At 67.5% G+C, this 23424-nt stretch carries 16 protein-coding genes and 3 rRNA genes; 14 read left to right on the forward strand and 5 right to left on the reverse strand.

What is annotated here, in order from left to right; all coding sequences use genetic code 11:
• From OG373_RS31935 to OG373_RS31945, 3 genes are all read right to left on the reverse strand, one after another.
• Positions 1–381 carry an ArsR/SmtB family transcription factor gene (locus OG373_RS31935; protein ID WP_405441837.1) on the reverse strand — a complete coding sequence of 127 codons (381 nt, stop codon included), beginning with the start codon at positions 379–381 and terminating at the stop codon, positions 1–3.
• Positions 378–866, reverse strand: a complete 489-nt coding sequence (locus OG373_RS31940; protein ID WP_405441838.1) for an SRPBCC domain-containing protein — start codon at positions 864–866, stop codon at positions 378–380. The genes OG373_RS31935 and OG373_RS31940 overlap by 4 nt, the downstream gene beginning before the upstream one ends.
• A gap of 80 nt (positions 867–946) precedes the next feature.
• A complete protein-coding gene (locus OG373_RS31945) occupies positions 947–3295 on the reverse strand; it encodes a TIM-barrel domain-containing protein (RefSeq protein WP_405441839.1) in 2349 nt (782 codons plus the stop codon).
• A gap of 221 nt (positions 3296–3516) precedes the next feature.
• Here OG373_RS31945 and OG373_RS31950 point away from each other — a divergent pair, with 221 nt between their 5' ends.
• Both OG373_RS31950 and OG373_RS31955 read left to right on the forward strand, forming a co-directional pair.
• Positions 3517–5493 (forward strand): acetoacetate--CoA ligase, encoded by a 1977-nt coding sequence (locus OG373_RS31950; RefSeq protein WP_405441840.1) that lies wholly within the window; start codon positions 3517–3519, stop codon positions 5491–5493.
• Between the two features lie 63 nt (positions 5494–5556).
• Positions 5557–6471: a hypothetical protein gene (locus tag OG373_RS31955; RefSeq protein WP_405441841.1), complete on the forward strand. Its 915-nt coding sequence runs from the start codon at positions 5557–5559 to the stop codon at positions 6469–6471.
• Positions 6472–6541: 70 nt separating this feature from the next.
• Here OG373_RS31955 and ptsP read toward each other — a convergent pair whose 3' ends face one another.
• On the reverse strand, positions 6542–8212 hold the full coding sequence (gene ptsP / locus OG373_RS31960; RefSeq protein WP_405441842.1) for a phosphoenolpyruvate--protein phosphotransferase: 1671 nt from the start codon (positions 8210–8212) through the stop codon (positions 6542–6544).
• Positions 8213–8287: 75 nt separating this feature from the next.
• Positions 8288–8737, reverse strand: coding sequence for a PTS glucose transporter subunit IIA (locus OG373_RS31965; RefSeq protein WP_398679661.1), 450 nt, complete (start codon positions 8735–8737; stop codon positions 8288–8290).
• A gap of 739 nt (positions 8738–9476) precedes the next feature.
• On the opposite strand from OG373_RS31965, the gene OG373_RS31970 reads away from it, so the two are divergent.
• The 12 genes from OG373_RS31970 (at position 9477) to OG373_RS32025 (ending at position 23385) form a co-directional block, all read left to right on the forward strand.
• A 16S ribosomal RNA gene (locus OG373_RS31970) occupies positions 9477–11001 on the forward strand.
• Positions 11002–11283: 282 nt separating this feature from the next.
• A 23S ribosomal RNA gene (locus OG373_RS31975) occupies positions 11284–14406 on the forward strand.
• Positions 14407–14482: 76 nt separating this feature from the next.
• Positions 14483–14599 (forward strand): 5S ribosomal RNA (gene rrf / locus OG373_RS31980).
• Together the 16S, 23S and 5S rRNA genes form the textbook arrangement of a ribosomal RNA operon.
• 139 nt (positions 14600–14738) lie before the next feature.
• Positions 14739–15329: a CDP-alcohol phosphatidyltransferase family protein gene (locus tag OG373_RS31985; RefSeq protein WP_030388110.1), complete on the forward strand. Its 591-nt coding sequence runs from the start codon at positions 14739–14741 to the stop codon at positions 15327–15329.
• Between the two features lie 100 nt (positions 15330–15429).
• Complete coding sequence (locus tag OG373_RS31990; RefSeq protein WP_405441843.1) at positions 15430–17925, forward strand: sugar phosphate nucleotidyltransferase; 2496 nt, start codon at positions 15430–15432, stop codon at positions 17923–17925.
• A gap of 126 nt (positions 17926–18051) precedes the next feature.
• Entirely contained in the window at positions 18052–18960 is a 909-nt protein-coding gene (locus OG373_RS31995; RefSeq protein ID WP_397734135.1) for a DUF881 domain-containing protein, read from the forward strand.
• Positions 18957–19289, forward strand: a complete 333-nt coding sequence (locus OG373_RS32000; protein ID WP_189973628.1) for a small basic family protein — start codon at positions 18957–18959, stop codon at positions 19287–19289. Before OG373_RS31995 ends, OG373_RS32000 begins: the two co-directional genes overlap by 4 nt.
• 5 nt (positions 19290–19294) lie before the next feature.
• A complete protein-coding gene (locus tag OG373_RS32005) occupies positions 19295–20188 on the forward strand; it encodes a DUF881 domain-containing protein (RefSeq protein WP_405441845.1) in 894 nt (297 codons plus the stop codon).
• 85 nt (positions 20189–20273) lie between these two features.
• On the forward strand, positions 20274–21221 hold the full coding sequence (locus OG373_RS32010; protein ID WP_397734413.1) for an FHA domain-containing protein: 948 nt from the start codon (positions 20274–20276) through the stop codon (positions 21219–21221).
• Positions 21222–21267: 46 nt separating this feature from the next.
• Positions 21268–22083 carry a MerR family transcriptional regulator gene (locus OG373_RS32015; protein WP_405441846.1) on the forward strand — a complete coding sequence of 272 codons (816 nt, stop codon included), beginning with the start codon at positions 21268–21270 and terminating at the stop codon, positions 22081–22083.
• A gap of 9 nt (positions 22084–22092) precedes the next feature.
• Complete coding sequence (locus tag OG373_RS32020; RefSeq protein WP_030009777.1) at positions 22093–22566, forward strand: bifunctional nuclease family protein; 474 nt, start codon at positions 22093–22095, stop codon at positions 22564–22566.
• A gap of 180 nt (positions 22567–22746) precedes the next feature.
• The gene (locus tag OG373_RS32025; protein WP_397734140.1) at positions 22747–23385 is read left to right on the forward strand and encodes a MerR family transcriptional regulator; all 639 of its coding nucleotides are present in this window, start codon (positions 22747–22749) and stop codon (positions 23383–23385) included.
• Positions 23386–23424: the final 39 nt, after the last annotated feature.

A 23424-nucleotide genomic window follows, 5' to 3' on the forward strand; every position in this document is an offset into this window, starting at 1 on the left:
CTACTTCTCCGGTTGCTTCCCGGTTTGCTTCTCGGGTCGCTTGTCCGTGTTCCTGTCTCGTTGGATCGCCTCGGCGAGGCTCTTGATGCGCCGCAGGCGGGCATCCCACATCTCGCCGACGGAGTTCAGCTGGGCCACGGCGCGGGCCAGCTGCGCCTCGTCCACCCGGTAGTGCTTCTCCCGCCCCGACGGTGCCGACCGTACGAGTCCCACCCGGTCGAGCACGGCCAGGTGCTTGGTCACGGCCTGCCGGGTCACCGGCAGGTGCGCACTGAGCGTCGTCGCGGTCCCCTGGCCGTCGGCCAGCAGCAGGTCGATCATGCGGCGCCGGGTCGGGTCGCCCATCGCGGACCAGAGGTCGTCGTCGACGGCGGTGTTCATCGCGTTGCCGCCAGCCGGTCGGCGGTCGCGACCAGGCGCGGCAGGTAGAAGTCCCAGCCCTGCCGGTGGTCGTTGTAGTGGGCTTCGAGCACGGCGGCCTCCCAGCCCCGCTCGCGGTAGCCGCTCTCGACGAAGCGGACCGTGGTTCCCGCGCCCTCGGGAACGAGTTCGAAGGTCACCAGGAGCGAGTTGCCCGGACCCGCCGCCTCCGGATCCGTTTCCTTCTCGTCGTAGGTCCAGCGGAACGAGAACAGCCGTGGCGGGTCGGCCGCCACCACCGTGAACGGGGCGGAGTCGTGCCGGCCGGTGTCTTCGTCCGTCCACGTGAGGCGGCCCGTCGCACCGGCGGTCGGCTCGAAGGCGGTCTCGGCGCTCCACCAGTCCCGGATGTGCTCGGGGCTGCTGAGTACCTCGAACACCACCTCGGGCGATGCGTCGATGTGCAGCTCGCGCTCGATGCTCCCGTACTCCATGGCCGTCTCCATCTTTCGCAACCTTTGGTTGCGTATAACGCTAGCCCACCTCCGGCTCATGTGCAACCGATGGTTGCATTAATGGGTCGGGGCTACATCCCCCGTACGGTGATCCCCTCCACCGGCCTTCCCGCCTCGTCCTCCACCACCACCGCGTCCCCCGCCCACCGCACCGTGTACCGCTCCACCTCGCCCGCCGCGAAGCCCGGCCCCGGATCCCGGATCACCACCCCGCCCCCCGTACGCCCCCGCGCCGGCGCCCACACCTCCAGCTCAGGGCCGTCGCCGGAGGCGGAGCGCACCGGCAGCACGGACCCCGCCCGTGCCAGCACCGGGATCCGGCCCTGCGGAGCGTCCAGCAGGATCTGGCCCGGACCCTCGTACGCCACCCCGGTCGCGGTGTCGTACCACCGGCCCCGCGGCAGCCGCACCGCCCGCCGGTCCGCCCCGCACTCCAGCACCGGCGCCACCAGCAGCGCGTCGCCCAGCAGAAACGCGTCCTCGCAGTCCCGCAGCTTCCGCTCCTCCGGCGTCCCCCACCACACCGGCCGCACGTACGGGGCGCCCGTCCGCCGCGCCAGATGGGCCAGCGTCACGAAGTAGGGCCGCAGCCGCTCCCGTTCCGCCATCACCGCCGCGGCCTGCTCCGCCACCTCCGGCCCGAACTCCCACGGCTCCCGCCGCCCCGCCCAGATCGCCGAGTGGGTCCGGAACAGCGGCAGGTAGGCCCCCAATTGCAGCCACCGCACGTACAACTCCGGCGACGGGGAACCCCCGAACCCGCCGACGTCCGGGCCCGAGTACGGCACCCCGCACAGCCCGAGCCCCAACACCAGCGCCAGCGAGGCCCGCAGCCCCTCCCAGCTGGACTCCACGTCCCCCGACCACGTGCCCCCGTACCGCTGCATCCCCGCCCACCCCGACCGGGAGAACAGGAACGGCCGCTCGGCCGGCCGCAGTCGCACCAGTCCCTCCCACCCCGCCCGCGCCATCCCCAGCGCGTACACGTTGTGCCCCTCACGGTGGTCACCGCCCGCCCCGTCCAATGCGTGCCGCGCCGACCTCGGCAAGGTGTTGTCCCCGAACGGTGCGAAGGACACCGGCTCGTTCATGTCGTGCCAGAAACCGGCGAAGCCCTGCGCGAGCCGCTCCTCGTACAGCCCGCCCCACCACGCGCGCACCGCCGGATCCGTGAAGTCCGGGTACGCGCACTCACCCGGCCACACCTCGCCGCGCACCTCCTCGCCCCGCGCGTCCCGCACGAAGGCGCCGCCCGTCCCCACCGCCAGCCCCGACGCGTGCACCCCGTCGCCCACCTTCACCGCCGGGTCCACGATCGACACCAGCCGCACCCCGAGCTCCCGCAACTCCCGCGCCAGTCCGGGCAGATCGGGGAACCGCTCCTCGTCCACCGTGAACACCCGGTGCCCGTCGTAGTGGTCGATGTCCAGGTGCACGGCCGACAGCGCGAGCCCGCGCGACGCGTACCCCGCGACCACCCGCCGTACCTCCTCCGCGCTCCCGAACCCCCACCGCGCGTGCTGGTACCCGAGCGCCCACTCCGGCGGCACCGCGGCCGCCCCCGTCAGCCCCGACCACCCCTGCAGCACCCGCGCCGGCGTCCCCACCAGCACCCAGCACCGCAGCGGCCCGCCCTCCATCCGCAGCTCACTCGCCCCCGGCCGGTCCACCCCCGAGCCGGCGCCCTCCTCGCCCTCGCGCAGCACCACCCGGCCGTCCCACGGATTGTCGTGGAACGCCAGATGCGTCCCCGCGTCCGAGACCACCATCTGCACCGGCATCGTCAGGTACAGCGGATCGACCCCCGGGCCGAAGCCCCCCTTCGGATCCGTGTTCCACAGCCGGTACGCGCCGTCCCGCAGCCGCGGCCCCGAGGCCCGCCCGCCCAGCCCGAAGAACCGCGCGTCCGCCGGCACCTCGCTGCGTTGCAGCCACCGCGCCCCGCCCATCCGCGGATCCACCGGCTCCCACCACCGCGGCGGCGACTCGCGCCGCAGCACCGCCCCGCCCGGCGTGCGCACCTCCACCGCCCCGTGCCGGGACACCGCCACCGTCACCCGCTCCGACACCACCCGCCAGCCGCCCTCGGTGTCCGCCTCCAGCACCGCCCGCGGATCCGGCTCGGGGCCGTCGCCCACCACCGCGTACGAGGGCGTCGGCCCGGCCCCGTCCCAGCTCCAGAACACCGCGCCGCCCACCATGACGCGTACCAGCAGCTCCGAACGCGCGAACCGCAGCACGCCCCCGCCCGGCCGGGCCTCCGTGCCGGTCAGCAGACCCGGCACGCGCGCCCGCTCCGCGCCCCGGCGCGGGAGCCCCACCGCATCCGCGCGCCGATGGCGCCAGGCCGCGCGCCAGGCGCGCCGACCGCGCTCCGTACCCAAGTCCTTCACCGCACGTACCAGATCACGACCGTCCATGCCGCTCACCCTGCCACCGGCCCCCGGCCGAGGGGACGGCGTTCAACTTCCGTTCACCCGGCAGCGGCACCCCGTGCCGATCACCCGACCCGCCAGGTCGACCCTGGTGCAGGGGGCGATCACATGGCATGGTCCCTGTGAGCCGCCGCGCCCACCACCCCCGCGCGGTGGCACCGTACGCACACGAAGCGCGAGCCGCAGACTTGACCGGGAGCCGACCCATGACCTCAGCCACGCAGCCGGAACCCCTCTGGGCGCCGGGCCCCGACCGGATCGCCGCGGCCCGTATCACCGCCTTCCAGGCATGGGCCGCAACGCGCTTCGGGGCCCCCGCCGAGGGCGGCTACCCCGCCCTGCACCGCTGGTCCGTCGACGAGCTCGACACCTTCTGGCAGGCCGTCGCCGAATGGTTCGACGTCCGCTTCACCACCCCGTACGAGGCCGTCCTCGCCGACCGCTCCATGCCCGGGGCCCAGTGGTTCACCGGAGCCACCCTCAACTACGCCGAGCACGCGCTGCGCGCCGCCGAGGACCCGGCGCGCGCCGGTGACCCCGCCCTGCTGTACGTGGACGAGACCCACGAGCCCGTCCCCGTCACCTGGGCCGAGCTCCGCCGCCAGGTCGGGTCGCTCGCGGCCGAGCTGCGCGCCCTGGGCGTGCGCCCGGGCGACCGGATCAGCGGCTACCTCCCCAACATCCCAGAGGCCGCCGTCGCGCTCCTCGCCACCGCCGCCGTCGGCGGTGTCTGGACCTCCTGCGCCCCCGACTTCGGAGCCCGCAGCGTCCTCGACCGCTTCCAGCAGGTCGAGCCCGTCGTCCTGTTCACCGTCGACGGCTACCGGTACGGCGGCAAGGAGCACGACCGCCGCGACACCGTCGCCGAGCTCCGTGCGGAGCTCCCCTCCCTGCGCGCCGTCGTCCACATCCCGCTCCTCGGCACCCCCGCCCCCGAAGGCGCCCTCGACTGGTCCGCCCTGACCTCGGGCGACAACGAGCCCGTCTTCGAGGCGGTCCCCTTCGACCACCCGCTCTGGGTGCTGTACTCCTCCGGTACCACCGGTCTCCCCAAGGCCATCGTCCAGTCGCAGGGCGGCATCCTCCTCGAACACCTCAAGCAGCTCGGCCTGCACTGCGACCTCGGCCCGGAGGACCGGTTCTTCTGGTACACCTCCACGGGCTGGATGATGTGGAACTTCCTCGTCTCCGGACTGCTCACGGGCACGACCGTCGTGCTCTACGACGGCAGCCCCGGCTACCCCGACACGGGCGCCCAGTGGCGCATCGCCGAGCGCACCGGCGCCACCCTCTACGGCACCTCCGCCGCCTACGTCATGGCCTGCCGCAAGGCCGAGGTCCACCCGGGCCGAGACTTCGACCTCTCCGCCGTGAAGTGCGTGGCCACCACCGGCTCCCCGCTCCCGCCCGACGGCTTCCGCTGGCTCCACGACGAGGTGGCCGAGGACCTCTGGATCGCCTCCGTCAGCGGCGGCACCGACGTGTGCAGCTGCTTCGCCGGCGCCGTCCCCACCCTCCCCGTGCACATCGGCGAACTCCAGGCCGCCTGCCTCGGTACCGACCTCCAGGCCTGGGACCCCTCCGGCAAGCCGGTCACCGGCGAGGTCGGCGAGCTCGTCGTCGCCAACCCCATGCCGTCGATGCCGATCCACTTCTGGAACGACCCCGACGGCAGCCGCTACCGCGACAGCTACTTCGAGATGTTCCCCGGCGTCTGGCGCCACGGGGACTGGATCACCCTCACCGACCACGGCTCGGTGATCATCCACGGCCGATCCGACTCCACGCTCAACCGGCAGGGCGTCCGGATGGGCTCCGCCGACATCTACGAGGCCGTCGAACGGCTCCCCGAGATCAAGGAATCCCTCGTCATCGGCCTGGAGGAGCCGAACGGCGGCTACTGGATGCCGCTCTTCGTCCACCTCGCCCCCGGCGCGGCCCTCGACGACGACCTGCGCGCCCGGATCAAGGCGACGATCCGCGAGGAACTCTCCCCGCGCCATGTCCCAGACGAGATCATCGAGGTCCCGGCCATCCCGCACACCCTCACCGGCAAGCGCATCGAGGTCCCGGTCAAGCGCCTCCTGCAGGGTGCCCCCCTGGCCAAGGCGGTCAACGCGGGCTCCGTCGACAACATCGAGCTCCTCCACTTCTACGAGGAGCTGGCCCGCACCCGCGGCTGAGGTCATTGTCAGTGGCGTTGATTACTCTGAGTGAGCAAGTGATTGCGGCACTCAGGGGGAGCCATGCCACGCAGGACGAACGACACCGGTACGCACCGGACCCGCACCACCGACCGGCGCCGCACGCTGCGCCGCGAGGTCCCCGGCACCGTCGGCCTGCTGGCCGACGCCGGAGACTTCGCGGCCATGCGCGGCTACCGCAGCTTCACCTTCGACGACCACCGGGACTACCTTCACCACGTGGACGGCCTGCTCCGGTCCCTCGCGGCCCAGGGCATTCACACCACTGTGGCCCTCTTCGACCCGGACGAGTACGCCGAGTACTGCGGGGAGAACGGCCTCGACCCGGACACCGCCGAAACCCGCGCCCGCTTCACCGCCGAGCTGGCCGGCAGCGGCGCTGTCCTCCCGTACAGCGGCCAGCCCATCGACGAGCTCGTCCCGCTTCTCGTCGACGAGGCCGTCCGCCAGGCCACCTGGGAATACGCCACCGGCCTCCTCGCCGAGGTCGGCCGCTGCGCGGACTGCGGCGAGGACATCGGCCGGGCCTCTTTCGAGCGCGCCACCGACGCGCTCAAACGGCTCGTGGCCGGCGCCGGACCGGGCCACCACCACTTCGTCTGCAGCGTCCCGACCGAGGCACAGCAGCTCGTCGCCGTCCTGCACGCCGACACCACCGACGACCCGGACACCCCGCCGCGGGTCGAGGGCCGGGAGGGCCTCGACTTCGTGACGGTCCTCGCCGCCGGGCTCGCCCTCGGCGGCCCCGGGGGACTGGTGGTGCGCAGTAGCGCCGAGGGCCGGGGGGACCGGGTCCACGGCTGGCGCCTGGACCGCGGCCGGCTCACCGCCCTCTCGGCCGCGGCCGTCTTCAACGCCTACTGCACCGACGCCGACACCGGGGACCCCGTCGCCCCCGAATCGGGCGTCGAGTACTGCCCGGGGTACGAGGTCGACGCACCAGGACCCCACCACTGACCGGTCCGGGACGGACCGAGGGGCCCTCGCCACCGGCGAAGGCCCCTCGGAACAACACCACGCCCTCCGGCTACTCGCCGGACAGCACCGCCTGCGCGGCCACACGGGCCTCTTCGGCCGTGTCCGCCGCACGGGCGGCCGCGGCCGCCCGCTCGCACTGGGCCAGCGTGTACTTGGCGAGCGTCGCCCGCACATAAGGAATCGAAGCGGCACCCATCGAAAGAGAGGTGACACCCAGACCGGTCAGCACACAGGCCAGCAGCGGGTCGGAGGCAGCCTCGCCACAGACACCACAGCTCTTGCCCTCCGCCCTGGCGGCATCCGCCGACAGGGCGACCAGGTCGAGCAGCGCCGGCTGCCACGGGTCCTGGAGCCGGGACACGGCGCCGACCTGGCGGTCGGCGGCGAAGGCGTACTGGGCCAGATCATTCGTGCCCAGCGACAGGAACTCGACTTCCTGGAGGATCGAACGTGCCCGCAGCGCGGCGGAGGGGATCTCCACCATCGCGCCGAACTTCGCCTTCAGCCCCGCCTCCCGGCAGGCGTCCGCGAACGCCTTGGCGTCGATGCGGTCGGCGACCATCGGAGCCATGACCTCGAGGTGGACCGGCAGCCCCTCGGCAGCCTTGGCCAGGGCGGTGAGCTGCGTACGCAGCACCTCCGGGTGGTCCAGCAGCGAGCGCAGCCCGCGCACACCCAGTGCCGGGTTGGGCTCGTCGCCCGGGGTCAGGAAGTCCAGCGGCTTGTCCGCGCCGGCATCCAGCACCCGCACGACCACCCGGCCCTCGGGGAAGGCTTCGAGCACCTTGCGGTACGAGTCGACCTGCTTCTCCTCGGACGGCGCCTTCTTGCTGTCGTCCAGGAAGAGGAACTCGGTGCGGAACAGACCCACACCCTCCGCCCCGGCCTCGACGGCGGCCGGCACGTCCGCAGGACCGCCCACATTGGCCAGCAGCGGCACCTTGTGACCGTCGGACGTCGCACCCGGACCGGACGAGGCGGCCAGAGCCGCCCTGCGCTCGGCGGCCGCGGCCTCCAGCTCGGCCCGCTTCTCCGGCGAGGGGTCCACGAACAGGTCACCCGTGCTGCCGTCCACCGCGATCATCGTGCCCTCGGCGATCTCACCGGCACCCGGCAGCGCCACGATCGCCGGCACGCCCAGCGCCCGCGCGAGAATCGCGCTGTGGCTGGTCGGCCCGCCCTCCTCGGTCACGAAGCCGAGGACGAGCGCGGGGTCGAGCAGAGCCGTATCGGCGGGAGCCAGGTCCCGCGCGATCAGTACGTACGGCTCGTCACTGTCGGGCACACCCGGCATCGGCACACCCAGCAGCCGCGCCACGATGCGGTTGCGCACATCGTCCAGGTCGGCCACGCGGCCGGCCATGTACTCGCCGGCCCCCGCGAGCAGGTCGCGGTACGCGGCGAACGCGTCGTACACACCGCGCTCGGCGGTGCTGCCGACGGCGATCCGCCGGTCGACATCCGCCATCAGCTCGGGGTCCTCGGCGATCATCGCCTGGGCCTCGAGCACGTGCTGGGCCTCGCCACCGGCCAGCTGGCCACGAGCGATCAGATCGGCCGCCACGGCACTCACGGCCTGACGGGCGCGCCCCTGTTCGCGCGCCGCCTCGTCCGCGGTGATCTGCCTGGCCGGCGGTTCCAGAACCGCCGTGCCCATGTGCCGCACCTCGCCGATCGCCACCCCGTGGCTCACGCCGACGCCTCGCAGCGTTGTCTCCATTTCACCCGTCTCCGATTGAGCGGCGGGCCGAGCCCGCCGCGGTGGATGTCCGACTCGCCAGTACAGGCGGACGCGTCACTGCCAGCTGAAGAGAGCGTCGTCAGCCTTTACGTCGCCGGACTCGACGACGTCGGAGAGGGAGTCGGCCGTCGCCTCGAGCGCCACGACGGGGCAGACCGGCGACTTACCGGCCTCCTCGACCGCAGCGGGGTTCCAGCGGATGACGGCCTGGCCGCGGGTCACGGTGTCGCCCTTGTTCACGAGGAGCTCGAAGCCCTCGCCGTTGAGCTGAACCGTGTCGATCCCGAGGTGCGTGAGTACACCGTGGCCCTCGCTGTCCACGACGACGTACGCGTGCGGGTGCAGGGAGACGATCACACCGTCGACGGGGGACACCGCCTCCGAAGGCTCACGCACGGGATCGATGGCGGTGCCCGGTCCCACCATTGCGCCGGAGAACACCGGATCGGGCACTGCCGCGAGTCCGATGGCGCGCCCGGCAAGTGGGGACGTCACGCTGGTCATGGGGGCCTCCCAGGGGTGGGGCTCTTCGTGTCGCCGTCACTACCTGTCGCGAACGGCGTACTCTTCAGAAGGATATGGCACAAGATGTTCGGGTTCGCCCGATGTTGATCCCGATCCGGGCTGGCCCTTCGGCACGGAGACTAGTGGACTAGACCGGTGGACTAGACCATACGCCTGAATCGATTTGCTTGGGCACCCCCAGAGCTGTACTGTCGTGACTCCCGCCAGGACGCCTCGTGTGAACTTTTCGCGAACGGCCGAAGGACGGGAACCCTCCTCTTCAGTATCGATCTTGAACCCACCCCTCTTTTCGTACGCCTTTTCGGTAATACGGCGAGTGGTCAGGGAGAAGGAAAACCGCTGATAGAGTCGGGACCGCCGGAAAGGGAAACGCGAAAGCGGAAACCTGGAAAGCGCCGAGGAAGTCGGACACGAAAGAGTCTGATAGAGTCGGAAACGCAAGAACAGAACGAAAGCCCGGAGGAAAGCCCCAGCCGAAGTTGCTGCGGGTGAGTACAAAGGAAGCGTCCGTTCCTTGAGAACTCAACAGCGTGCCAAAAATCAACGCCAGAAGTTGATACCCCGTCCACTTCGGTGGATGAGGTTCCTTTGAAAAAGACCTGTCGGGCCTTCGGGCACTGGCAGGCAACAACACAGCGAGGACGTTGTGGCGCGTCGGTCTTATTCCGACATGACGTGCCCGCTCTAAGTGATGTGTGCACCCGATTACGGGTAAACATTCATGGAGAGTTTGATCCTGGCTCAGGACGAACGCTGGCGGCGTGCTTAACACATGCAAGTCGAACGATGAAGCCCTTCGGGGTGGATTAGTGGCGAACGGGTGAGTAACACGTGGGCAATCTGCCCTTCACTCTGGGACAAGCCCTGGAAACGGGGTCTAATACCGGATACCACTCCTGCCTGCATGGGCGGGGGTTGAAAGCTCCGGCGGTGAAGGATGAGCCCGCGGCCTATCAGCTTGTTGGTGGGGTAATGGCCCACCAAGGCGACGACGGGTAGCCGGCCTGAGAGGGCGACCGGCCACACTGGGACTGAGACACGGCCCAGACTCCTACGGGAGGCAGCAGTGGGGAATATTGCACAATGGGCGAAAGCCTGATGCAGCGACGCCGCGTGAGGGATGACGGCCTTCGGGTTGTAAACCTCTTTCAGCAGGGAAGAAGCGAAAGTGACGGTACCTGCAGAAGAAGCGCCGGCTAACTACGTGCCAGCAGCCGCGGTAATACGTAGGGCGCAAGCGTTGTCCGGAATTATTGGGCGTAAAGAGCTCGTAGGCGGCTTGTCACGTCGGATGTGAAAGCCCGAGGCTTAACCTCGGGTCTGCATTCGATACGGGCTAGCTAGAGTGTGGTAGGGGAGATCGGAATTCCTGGTGTAGCGGTGAAATGCGCAGATATCAGGAGGAACACCGGTGGCGAAGGCGGATCTCTGGGCCATTACTGACGCTGAGGAGCGAAAGCGTGGGGAGCGAACAGGATTAGATACCCTGGTAGTCCACGCCGTAAACGTTGGGAACTAGGTGTTGGCGACATTCCACGTCGTCGGTGCCGCAGCTAACGCATTAAGTTCCCCGCCTGGGGAGTACGGCCGCAAGGCTAAAACTCAAAGGAATTGACGGGGGCCCGCACAAGCAGCGGAGCATGTGGCTTAATTCGACGCAACGCGAAGAACCTTACCAAGGCTTGACATATACCGGAAAGCATTAGAGATAGTGCCCCCCTTGTGGTCGGTATACAGGTGGTGCATGGCTGTCGTCAGCTCGTGTCGTGAGATGTTGGGTTAAGTCCCGCAACGAGCGCAACCCTTGTCCTGTGTTGCCAGCATGCCCTTCGGGGTGATGGGGACTCACAGGAGACCGCCGGGGTCAACTCGGAGGAAGGTGGGGACGACGTCAAGTCATCATGCCCCTTATGTCTTGGGCTGCACACGTGCTACAATGGCCGGTACAATGAGCTGCGATACCGCAAGGTGGAGCGAATCTCAAAAAGCCGGTCTCAGTTCGGATTGGGGTCTGCAACTCGACCCCATGAAGTCGGAGTTGCTAGTAATCGCAGATCAGCATTGCTGCGGTGAATACGTTCCCGGGCCTTGTACACACCGCCCGTCACGTCACGAAAGTCGGTAACACCCGAAGCCGGTGGCCCAACCCGTAAGGGAGGGAGCTGTCGAAGGTGGGACTGGCGATTGGGACGAAGTCGTAACAAGGTAGCCGTACCGGAAGGTGCGGCTGGATCACCTCCTTTCTAAGGAGCACAGTACCGATTGCAGACAAATGTTCTGCACGGTCAGCTCATGGGTGGAACGTTGATTAGTTGGCACGGTTCTTCTGATGGATCACAAGTACTGCTTCGGCGTGGAAAGTGACTCACTGATGAGGGATCGTGCTTGGCACGTTGTTGGGTCCTGAAGGTACGGCCGTGAGGTCATGTCTTCAGTGCCGGCCCCAGTGAACTTGATCCGTATGGGTCAGGGTGATGGGTGGCTGGTCGTTGTTTGAGAACTACACAGTGGACGCGAGCATCTGTGGCCAAGTTTTTAAGGGCGCACGGTGGATGCCTTGGCACCAGGAACCGATGAAGGACGTGAGAGGCCGCGATAGGCCCCGGGGAGCTGCCAACTGAGCTTTGATCCGGGGGTGTCCGAATGGGGAAACCCGGCAGTCGTCATGGGCTGTCACCCACTGCTGAACACATAGGCAGTGTGGAGGGAACGAGGGGAAGTGAAACATCTCAGTACCCTCAGGAAGAGAAAACAACCGTGATTCCGGGAGTAGTGGCGAGCGAAACCGGATGAGGCCAAACCGTATGCGTGTGATACCCGGCAGGGGTTGCGCATGCGGGGTTGTGGGAATTCTTTTGATCGGTCTGCCGGCCGGTCGGCGAGTCAGAAACCGTTGATGTAGTCGAAGGACATGCGAAAGGTCCGGCGTAGAGGGTAAGACCCCCGTAGACGAAACATCAGCGGCTTGCTTAAGAATCTCCCAAGTAGCACGGGGCCCGAGAAATCCCGTGTGAATCTGGCGGGACCACCCGCTAAGCCTAAATATTCCCTGGTGACCGATAGCGGATAGTACCGTGAGGGAATGGTGAAAAGTACCGCGGGAGCGGAGTGAAATAGTACCTGAAACCGTGTGCCTACAAGCCGTGGGAGCGTCGCCGTTGTTCTTCGGAACAACGGTCGTGACTGCGTGCCTTTTGAAGAATGAGCCTGCGAGTTAGCGGTGTGTAGCGAGGTTAACCCGTGTGGGGAAGCCGTAGCGAAAGCGAGTCCGAATAGGGCGATTGAGTTGCACGCTCTAGACCCGAAGCGGAGTGATCTAGCCATGGGCAGGTTGAAGCGGAGGTAAGACTTCGTGGAGGACCGAACCCACCAGGGTTGAAAACCTGGGGGATGACCTGTGGTTAGGGGTGAAAGGCCAATCAAACTCCGTGATAGCTGGTTCTCCCCGAAATGCATTTAGGTGCAGCGTCGTGTGTTTCTTGCCGGAGGTAGAGCACTGGATAGGCGATGGGCCCTACCGGGTTACTGACCTTAGCCAAACTCCGAATGCCGGTAAGTGAGAGCACGGCAGTGAGACTGTGGGGGATAAGCTCCATGGTCGAGAGGGAAACAGCCCAGAGCATCGACTAAGGCCCCTAAGCGTACGCTAAGTGGGAAAGGATGTGGAGTCGCAGAGACAACCAGGAGGTTGGCTTAGAAGCAGCCACCCTTGAAAGAGTGCGTAATAGCTCACTGGTCAAGTGATTCCGCGCCGACAATGTAGCGGGGCTCAAGCGTACCGCCGAAGTCGTGTCATTGCAGCAATAGGGCCAACGCCCGCTGTGATGGGTAGGGGAGCGTCGTGTGCCGGGTGAAGCAGCAGCGGAAGCTAGTTGTGGACGGTTCACGAGTGAGAATGCAGGCATGAGTAGCGATACACACGTGAGAAACGTGTGCGCCGATTGACTAAGGGTTCCTGGGTCAAGCTGATCTGCCCAGGGTAAGTCGGGACCTAAGGCGAGGCCGACAGGCGTAGTCGATGGACAACCGGTTGATATTCCGGTACCCGCTTTGAAACACCCAATATCGAATCAGGCGATGCTAAGTCCGTGAAGCCGTTCCGGACCCTTCGGGGAAAGGAAAGTGGTGGAGCCGACGAACCAGACTTGTAGTAGGTAAGCGATGGGGTGACGCAGGAAGGTAGTCCAGCCCGGGCGGTGGTAGTCCCGGGGTAAGGGTGTAGGCCGAGGGGTAGGCAAATCCGTCCCTCATTAAGGCTGAGACCTGATGCCGAGCCGATTGTGGTGAAGTGGATGATCCTATGCTGTCGAGAAAAGCCTCTAGCGAGTTTCATGGCGGCCCGTACCCTAAACCGACTCAGGTGGTCAGGTAGAGAATACCGAGGCGTTCGGGTGAACTATGGTTAAGGAACTCGGCAAAATGCCCCCGTAACTTCGGGAGAAGGGGGGCCATCACTGGTGATAGCACTTGCTGCTTGAGCTGGGGGTGGCCGCAGAGACCAGCGAGAAGCGACTGTTTACTAAAAACACAGGTCCGTGCGAAGCCGTAAGGCGATGTATACGGACTGACGCCTGCCCGGTGCTGGAACGTTAAGGGGACCGGTTAGTGACCTTTCGGGGTTGCGAAGCTGAGAACTTAAGCGCCAGTAAACGGCGGTGGTAACTATAACCATCCTAAGGTAGCGAAATTCCTTGTCGGGTAAGTTCCGACCTGCACGAATGGCGTAACGACTTCTCGACTGTCTCAACCATAGGCCCGGTGAAATTGCACTACGAGTAAAGATGCTCGTTTCGCGCAGCAGGACGGAAAGACCCCGGGACCTTTACTATAGTTTGATATTGGTGTTCGGTTCGGCTTGTGTAGGATAGGTGGGAGACTTTGAAGCAGCCACGCCAGTGGTTGTGGAGTCGCCGTTGAAATACCACTCTGGTCGTGCTGGATGTCTAACCTCGGTCCGTGATCCGGATCAGGGACAGTGTCTGATGGGTAGTTTAACTGGGGCGGTTGCCTCCCAAAGGGTAACGGAGGCGCCCAAAGGTTCCCTCAGCCTGGTTGGCAATCAGGTGTTGAGTGTAAGTGCACAAGGGAGCTTGACTGTGAGACCGACGGGTCGAGCAGGGACGAAAGTCGGGACTAGTGATCCGGCGGTGGCTTGTGGAAGCGCCGTCGCTCAACGGATAAAAGGTACCCCGGGGATAACAGGCTGATCTTCCCCAAGAGTCCATATCGACGGGATGGTTTGGCACCTCGATGTCGGCTCGTCGCATCCTGGGGCTGGAGTCGGTCCCAAGGGTTGGGCTGTTCGCCCATTAAAGCGGTACGCGAGCTGGGTTTAGAACGTCGTGAGACAGTTCGGTCCCTATCCGCTGTGCGCGTAGGAATATTGAGAAGGGCTGTCCCTAGTACGAGAGGACCGGGACGGACGAACCTCTGGTGTGCCAGTTGTCCTGCCAAGGGCATGGCTGGTTGGCTACGTTCGGGAGGGATAACCGCTGAAAGCATCTAAGCGGGAAGCCTGCTTCAAGATGAGTATTCCCACCTCCTTGAGAGGGTAAGGCTCCCAGTAGACGACTGGGTTGATAGGCCAGATGTGGAAGCCCGGTAACGGGTGAAGCTGACTGGTACTAATAGGCCGAGGGCTTGTCCTCAGTTGCTCGCGTCCACTGTGTTAGTTCTGAAATAACGAACAGCTGTGTCCATGCCAGCGTTCAAATTTCATAGTGTTTCGGTGGTCATAGCGTTAGGGAAACGCCCGGTTACATTCCGAACCCGGAAGCTAAGCCTTTCAGCGCCGATGGTACTGCAGGGGGGACCCTGTGGGAGAGTAGGACGCCGCCGAACAATCATTGTGGGAAAGCCCCGCACCAGCCCTTACGGGTTCGGTGCGGGGCTTTTTCTGCGTTCGGGGCACGTGTGCGGTCTCCTGTAGGGTCAGGGGGCATCGAACGACCATTTCTACAGTCACAGTGGAGGCCCCCGGGTGGAGGTCCAGGAGACTCGGGTTCAGACCGACCGAATTTTCACCATTCCGAACATCCTGAGCATGGCTCGCCTGGCCGGCGTGCCCCTGTTCTTGTGGCTGATCCTGGCGGAGTACGACGGGTGGGCCCTTGCCGTCCTCATGCTCAGCGGGATCAGCGACTACCTCGACGGCAAGCTGGCGCGGCGCTGGAATCAGATCAGCAAGCTCGGCAGGCTGCTGGACCCGGCCGCGGACCGCCTCTACATCCTGTCGACGCTCTTCGGTCTGACTTATCGCGAGATCCTGCCGCTGTGGCTCACCGGCGCCCTCATCGCGCGCGAGCTGATGTTGCTGGTGATGGTGTGGATCCTGCGCCGCCACGGATATCCGCCGCCTCAGGTCAACTTCCTCGGCAAGGCCGCCACCTTCAACCTGATGTATGCGTTTCCCTTGCTGCTGCTCAGCGACGGAAGCGGCTGGTTGGCCTGGTTGGCGGCAGTTTTCGGATGGGCGTTCGCTGTATGGGGTACAACCCTCTACTGGTGGGCAGGAATCCTTTACGTGGTTCAAGTCCGCCGTCTGGTGAAGGCGGACACCACGGCCGATTGAGCCCGCCCGGCGCCGGATGACGCGGAGGAGTTGCGGAGTCACCGACCGAGACGGGCGAGGGTCGGTACGACTGTCGTCTCCCAAGGAGGACTCTTCCGACATGAAGGCCGTCGTGATGGCCGGTGGCGAGGGCACGCGTCTTCGCCCTATGACCTCGAGCATGCCCAAGCCGCTCCTGCCGGTGGCCAACCGGCCGATCATGGAGCATGTGCTCAGGCTGCTCAAGCGGCATGGGCTCACTGAGACCGTGGTCACCGTGCAGTTCCTGGCGTCACTCGTCAAGAACTATTTCGGGGATGGCGAAGAGCTCGGAATGGAGCTCACCTATGCCCACGAGGAGAAGCCACTCGGCACAGCCGGCAGCGTGAAGAATGCCGAGGAAGCACTGAAGGACGACGCCTTCGTCGTCATTTCCGGCGATGCGCTCACCGACTTCGACCTCACCGATCTGATCCGCTTCCACAAGGAGAAGGGCGCCCTTGTCACGGTGTGCCTGACCCGGGTGCCGAACCCGCTGGAATTCGGCATCACGATCGTGGACGAGGAAGGCAAAGTCGAGCGCTTCCTGGAGAAGCCGACGTGGGGACAGGTGTTCTCGGACACCGTCAACACCGGCATCTACGTCATGGAGCCCGAGGTCTTCGACTACGTCGATCCGGATGTCTCCGTCGACTGGTCCGGCGACGTCTTCCCCCAGCTGATGAAGGAAGGCAAGCCCATCTACGGCTACGTGGCCGAGGGCTACTGGGAGGACGTCGGCACGCACGAGAGCTACGTCAAGGCGCAGGCCGACGTGCTCGAGGGCAAGGTCCAGGTCGAGATGGACGGCTTCGAGATCTCGCCCGGCGTGTGGATCGCCGAAGGGGCCGAGGTGAGCCCCGACGCGGTGCTGCGCGGCCCGCTGTACATCGGCGACTACGCCAAGGTCGAGGCCGGCGCCGAGATCCGTGAGCACACCGTCATCGGGTCGAACGTCGTCGTCAAGGGCGGGGCCTTCCTGCACCGGGCCGTCATCCACGACAACGTGTACATCGGGCCCCACAGCAATCTCCGCGGCTGCGTCATCGGCAAGAACACCGACATCATGCGGGCCGCGCGGATCGAGGACGGCGCCGTCATCGGTGACGAGTGCCTCATCGGTGAGGAATCGATCGTTCAGGGGAACGTGCGCGTCTACCCCTTCAAGACGATCGAGGCCGGCGCCTTCGTCAACGAATCGGTGATCTGGGAGTCCCGCGGACAGGCGCATCTGTTCGGTGCGCGGGGAGTCTCCGGGATCCTGAACGTCGAGATCACGCCCGAGGTGGTGGTCCGGCTCGCCGGCGCGTACGCCACCACCCTGAAGAAGGGGGCGATCGTCACCACGGCCCGTGACCACTCCCGTGGTGCGAGAGCGCTCAAGCGGGCCGTGATCTCCGCGCTCCAGGCCAGCGCCATCAACGTACGGGACCTGGAGAACGTACCGCTGCCGGTGGCGCGGCAGCAGACCGCGCGCGGCAGCGCCGGCGGGATCGTCCTGCGGACCTCGCCGGGCGTACCGGACTCCGTGGACATCATGTTCCTCGACGAGCGGGGGGCGGACCTCTCGCTCCAGGGGCAGCGCAAGCTGGACCGGGTGTACGCGCGCCAGGAGTACCGGCGGGCCTTCCCCGGTGAGATCGGCGACCTGCAGTTCCCGGGCAGTGTCTTCGACGCCTACACCGGCTCACTGCTGCGCCGGGTGGACACCACCGGGATCGGCGATGCCGGACTCAAGGTGGTCGTGGACGCCTCCAACGGAAGTGCCGGGCTCGTCCTGCCCAGCCTGCTGGGCCGGCTCGGCGTGGATGCCCTGACGATCAATCCCGGGCTCGACGAGTCCCGGCCGACGGAGACCAGGGAGTCCCGGCGGGCCGGGCTGGTGCGGCTGGGCGAGATCGTGGCCTCGGCGCGGGCGGCCTTCGGAGTGCGCTTCGACCCGGTGGGCGAGCGCATCTCCCTCGTGGACGAGCGCGGGCGGATCATTGAGGACGACCGGGCTCTGCTCGTGATGCTCGACCTGGTGGCCGCGGAGAAGCGCAGCGGCAAGGTCGCGCTGCCGGTGACCACGACGCGGGTGGCCGAGCAGGTCGCCGCCTACCACGGTACGCAGGTGGAGTGGACGACGACCTCGCCCGACGATCTGACGCGGGTGGGGCGTGCGGAGAACACCATCTTCGGCGGCGACGGCCGGGGCGGTTTCATCGTTCCGGAGTTCAGCAGCGTCTTCGACGGCTCGGCCGCCTTCGTGCAGCTGCTCGGACTGGTGGCGCGCACGCAGCTCACGCTGAGCCAGATCGACGCCCGGATTCCGCGGGCCCATGTCCTGCGGCGGGACGTTCCGACGCCGTGGGCGGTGAAGGGGCTCGTCATGCGGCGGGTCGTCGAGGTGGCCGGCGACCGGCAGGTGGACACCACCGACGGGGTGCGGGTGGTCGAGACCGACGGACGGTGGGCGCTGGTCCTGCCGGACCCGGCGGAAGCGGTCACGCACCTGTGGGCTGAGGGGCCCGACGACGCCTCCGCGCAGGCCCTGCTCGACGAGTGGGCGGCCGTGGTGGACGGCGCCGGGCAGTGATGCCGGGCGGGCGGTGATGCCGGGCGGGCGGTGACGTAGGGCGGACGTCCGGTGGGCCGGTGCGGGGAGTGCGGGCCCGGCCCACCGGATGGACGCATTGGGTGTGTGCCGTGCCGACATGCGACGATGTGCGGCATGTCGCAGCCGCCCCACAACCGGACTTCGGCGTCTCCTGTGCCCGCGCGCCCGGACGCTTCCATGTCGCTGCTGACGCACGTGATGGACCACAGCCTCGACGAGGGCTACGCGGAGGCCGCGGCCCGGCGCGAGGCGGAGGGTACGGCGGGTCTGCCCCGCACCCTCAAGGCCAAGCTGGGGCTCGCGGCCGGGCTCGTCGTCACCGCCATGGTCGTCACGCTCGGCGCGGCCGAGGCGCGGATAGCCGCGCCGGTGCTGGCCAAGGAACGTCAGGAACTGATCGACCGGGTGGAGCGGGCCGACGACCGGACGCACGGCCTGGAGCGCGACATCGACCGGCTCAGGACCGATGTGGCGGCGCGCCAGCGCGCGGCGCTGAAGCAGCCCGGCGGTGGCCAGGGCGAGCTCGTGGCGCTGCTGGCCGGGGCCACGGAGGTCCACGGGCCCGGGGTCAAGCTGGTGGTGGACGACGCGAAGGGCGCGTCCTCGGGCGGTGGCGGAAAGCCGCGTGAGAGCTCGGGTTTCTCGGACACCGGACGCCTCCGCGACCGTGACATGCAGAAGATCGTCAACGGGCTGTGGCAGTCCGGGGCGGAAGCGATCTCCATCAATGGACAGCGGCTGACGGAACTGTCGGCGATCAGAGCCGCGGGTGACGCGATACTGGTCGACAACAGGCCGCTGGTGCCGCCGTACGAGGTGCTGGCGGTGGGGGACAAGAAGCGGCTCGGTACGGCCTTCCAGGACTCGGCGGACGGACAGTACCTGCACGTGCTGCAGGAGAGCTACGGGATCCGTTACAGCCTGTCCCAGGCTGACGACCTGCGGTTGCCGGCCGCGTCGAGCCTGACCGTACGTACAGCCACACCAGCAGAGCAGCAGAAGGGTGCATCGTGATCGCGGTACTGGGCCTCTTGGCCGGAGTGGTGGTCGGACTTCTGGTCCGGCCCGAGGTACCGGCCGTGGTGGAGCCTTATCTGCCGATCGCCGTGGTGGCGGCGCTGGACGCGGTGTTCGGCGGTCTCCGCGCGATGCTGGACGGCATCTTCGTGGACAAGGTCTTCGTGGTGTCGTTCCTGTCGAACGTGGTCGTGGCCGCGCTGATCGTCTTCCTCGGTGACAAGCTCGGGGTCGGCGCGCAGCTGTCGACGGGTGTGGTCGTCGTGCTCGGCATCCGCATCTTCTCCAACGCCGCGGCCATCCGCCGGCACGTTTTCCGGGCGTGAGGCCGATGAGTACGAACGACAGCCCCGAGGAGCCGGGCGGCGCGGGCCGGCCGCCCCAGCCCTCGCAGCCCTCAGAGCCTTCGAAGCCCTCTCGGCCGGCGGGGCCGCCGCAGTCCCCCGAGCCCCCGCGGGCGCCGGAGCCCGTGGAACCGCCGGCGGACGAGGCGCCCGCGCAGCCCGAGGAGACCGGTAGGCAGCGGCTCGCGGCCGGGCTGTGGCCGCCGCGCGTGAGCCGGGCCCAACTGATCGTGGCGTTGCTGCTGTTCGTCCTGGGCCTGGGTCTGGCGATCCAGGTCCGCTCCAACAGCGACTCCAGCGCGCTGCGCGGGGCCCGCCAGGAGGACCTCGTACGGATCCTCGACGAGCTCGACGGGCGGACCAAGCGGCTGGAGGACGAGAAGCAGCGGCTGGAGGACCAGCGCAGGGAGCTGGAGAGCAGCTCCAACCAGGCCGAGGAGGCCCGCAAGCAGACCGTGGAGAAGGAGCGCCAACTCGGCATCCTGGCCGGTACCGTGGCAGCCCAGGGGCCGGGGATCACGCTGAAGATCACCGATCCCACGGGTCAGGTGGAGTCCGACCAGCTGCTGGACACGCTCCAGGAGCTGCGGGCGGCCGGCGCCGAGGCGATCCAGATCAACGGGGTGCGCGTCGTGGCGGGCTCGTACTTCTCGGACGAGAACGGCGGGGTCGCCATCGACGGTAAGAAGATCACACAGCCGTATGAGTTCAAGGTGATCGGTAAGCCGCAGGATCTGGAGCCCGCGCTGAACATTCCCGGCGGTGTCGTCCAGACGCTGGAGAAGGAGCAGGCCACCGTCGCCGTCACACGGTCGGCGAAGATCGTTGTGGATGCCTTGCGGGCTGCGAAGCAGCCTGACTACGCTCGGTCGTCATCGTGATGATGCGGAGTGGAGAGTGGAGCGGCCCACGCGGGTGGATGCCTGCGGGGGGTCGACGCACCGAAGTCGCGGTGCGTGGTGGAAACTGTCTGGTGGTTACGGACGTTGTGAGAATGTCCGGGTCGGCAGGTGTCTGCATTCGGAGTTCGTCCTGCCCCACGGGCGGGTCTGTTTCGGTCAAGGGGAATCGCCCGTGAAGTTGTTTGAGAAGTTGTTCGGCAAGAAGAACCGCGAGGAAGGCGGCGCGGCACGGCACCGCGCCGGGCACGGGGACGCGGAGGCACAGGGTGACCGGCCGCTCTTCCGGGACGAGGTCGCCGGTCCGGGCGAAGTTCCGGGTGCCCCCGGCGCGTCGGCTGTTGACCCTGCTGGTACCGGACGCATAGGTTTCGGTGAACCATCAACCTCAAGTGCGGGTGGAGGGTTTGCCCCCGACCCGTATGCCACCAATGCATCCGCGGGGCAGCCGCGGCACGAGGAGCCGTCCATGTCGGCCGAGCAGATTTGCAGCAGGTGCGGACACCGCAGCGATGCGGCCAGCCGGTTCTGCTCGAACTGCGGTGCGCCGCTGCGGGCGGGTCTGACGCCGGAGCGCGCCTCGGAGACCACGTCCACGATCTCGATCTCGGGCCTCGAGGCCTATGAGGCCGAGGTGTCGGGACAGCCGCACGTGTCGGCCTCGTCGCTGTCCCCCGAGGCCCAGGCCGCGGTGGAAGCACTGCCTCCCGGTTCCGCTCTGCTCATCGTGCGGCGCGGCCCCAACTCCGGTAGCCGCTTCCTGCTGGACGGCGAGCTGACCACGGCCGGCCGCCACCCGCAGAGCGACATCTTCCTGGACGACGTCACCGTCTCCCGGCGGCACGTCGAATTCCGCAGGAACCAGGACGGCGGATTCACCGTCGGCGATGTCGGCAGCCTCAACGGCACGTACGTGAACCGTGAACCGATCGACTCCGTCGCCCTGCACAACGGGGACGAGGTGCAGATCGGCAAGTACCGGCTGGTCTTCTACGCGAGCCTGCGGGGCATCTGACCCTCCTCCGGACTCCGTCCGGGGGTACCCCCAGAGGGAAGGTTCCATGCTGCGTACCCCGACCGGCGGCGCTCCGAGAAACGGCGCCGCCGGCACCGCCGGCCAGGCAGGGCGGCTGGTGAGCATCGGCACGGTGCTCACCACGCTGCGTGACGAGTTCCCCGAAGTCACCATCTCGAAGATCCGTTTCCTGGAGGCGGAGGGACTCGTCGAGCCGCGGCGCACACCTTCGGGGTACCGCAAGTTCAGCACCGACGACGTGGAGCGCCTCGCTCGCATCCTGCGCCTCCAGCGTGATCACTACCTGCCGCTGAAGGTCATCCGCGAGCAGCTCGACGCACTCGCCCGCGGTGAGCAGATCCGCATCCCGGGGCCCACGGCGCACGGGGATTCCACCGATCCCACCGGGCCCGCGGCCGTCTACGGCGAAGTGGGGCGGGAGCGGCCCACCGTGGCCCGGGTGGGCCGCGCCGAGCTGCTCGCGGCCGCCGGGGTGGACGAGGTGCAGCTGGTCGAGTGGGAGTCGTACGGGCTGCTCGCCGAGGGCCCGGACGGCGGATTCGACGCCGAGGCCGTCACCGTGGCCCGGCTCGTGGCCGATCTGGGGCGTTTCGGCCTGGAGCCACGGCACCTGCGCGCCATGAAGGCCGCCGCGGACCGCGAGGCGGGGCTGGTGGAGCAGGTCGTGGCACCGCTGCGCCGGCACCGCAACCCGCAGACCAGAGCGCATGCGGAGGCCACCCTGAAGGAGCTCGCGGGGCTTTCCGTACGGCTCCACGAGGCGCTCGTACAGACCGCTCTGGGGGTCCGGCTGCCCCGAGCCGGGGGGCCCGACTACCCAAACCTGCCGAGCAGGTCCTAGGGTTGCTGTGTGAACGAGCTCGACGTTGTGGGTGTCCGGGTGGAAATGCCCTCCAACCAACCGATCGTGCTCCTGCGTGAAGTGGGAGGCGATCGGTACCTCCCCATCTGGATCGGTCCAGGGGAGGCGACCGCCATTGCCTTCGCGCAGCAGGGAATGGCCCCTGCCCGACCGCTGACGCACGACCTGTTCAAGGACGTGCTGGAGGCGATCGGCGAGGAGCTCACCGAGGTCCGGATCACGGATCTGCGGGAGGGCGTCTTCTACGCGGAGCTTGTCTTCGCCAGCGGGGTCGAGGTGAGTGCGCGGCCTTCCGACGCCATAGCCCTCGCCCTGCGGACGGGGACGCCGATCTACGGCAGTGACGGCGTGCTGGACGACGCCGGAATCGCCATTCCGGACGAGCAGGAGGACGAGGTGGAGAAGTTCCGCGAGTTCCTCGACCAGATCTCGCCGGAGGACTTCGGTACCGGCCCGCAGTGAGGTATCGGCCGCGTCGTCCTCGGGGAACCTGAGCCCATTCGATTAGCCTTTCCCCGCAAAGGGATACGGGAAACCACTCTCAGGGTGATTATCACTCGGCGTGCCGAGTGTGGCGATCGTTGACGCACCCCTGGTGACTGCCTACCTTCAAGGTGGGCAGGTCAAGGACGGAGGGTCGGCGTGAGGATCACGGGCGACGGTACGACCGGGGGCACCCCCGCACGGAGTGAGGCCGGGGCGTACCCGCTGCACGGTGGTGCGGTCGGCACCGCGCGCCGTCAGCCGGAGTCGACGCCGGTCCAACCGGTGAGCGGTGACCCGGAGCCCGAGCAGGTCGGATACCGCGGGCCGACGGCGTGTGCCGCCGCCGGCATCACGTACCGGCAGCTCGACTACTGGGCCCGGACCGGGCTGGTGGAGCCCAGCGTGCGGGCCGCCTACGGGTCGGGCACCCAGCGGCTCTACAGCTTCCGCGACGTCGTGGTCCTCAAGATCGTCAAGCGTTTCCTGGACACCGGTGTGGCGCTGCAGAACATCCGCACGGCGGTGCAGCACCTGCAGGACCGCGCGATCGCGGACCTCGAACGGATGACGCTGATGAGTGACGGCGCCACCGTCTACGAGTGCACCTCGCCGGACCAGGTCGTGAGCCTGCTCCAGGGTGGGCAGGGCGTCTTCGGCATCGCCGTGGGCGTGGTCTGGCGCGACGTCGAGAGCGCCCTGTCGCAGCTGCACGGCGAGCGCGTGGACACCGGCGAGACCCTGGTGCGGCACAACCCGACGGACGAGCTGGCCGCCCGCCGCAACCGGGCCGTCTGAAACCGGTCCGGGCGTTGTCAGTGGCGTAGGGCAGCATCG

It is taken from the genome of Streptomyces avidinii (genome assembly GCF_045161815.1).
Lineage (GTDB): Bacteria > Actinomycetota > Actinomycetes > Streptomycetales > Streptomycetaceae > Streptomyces > Streptomyces avidinii.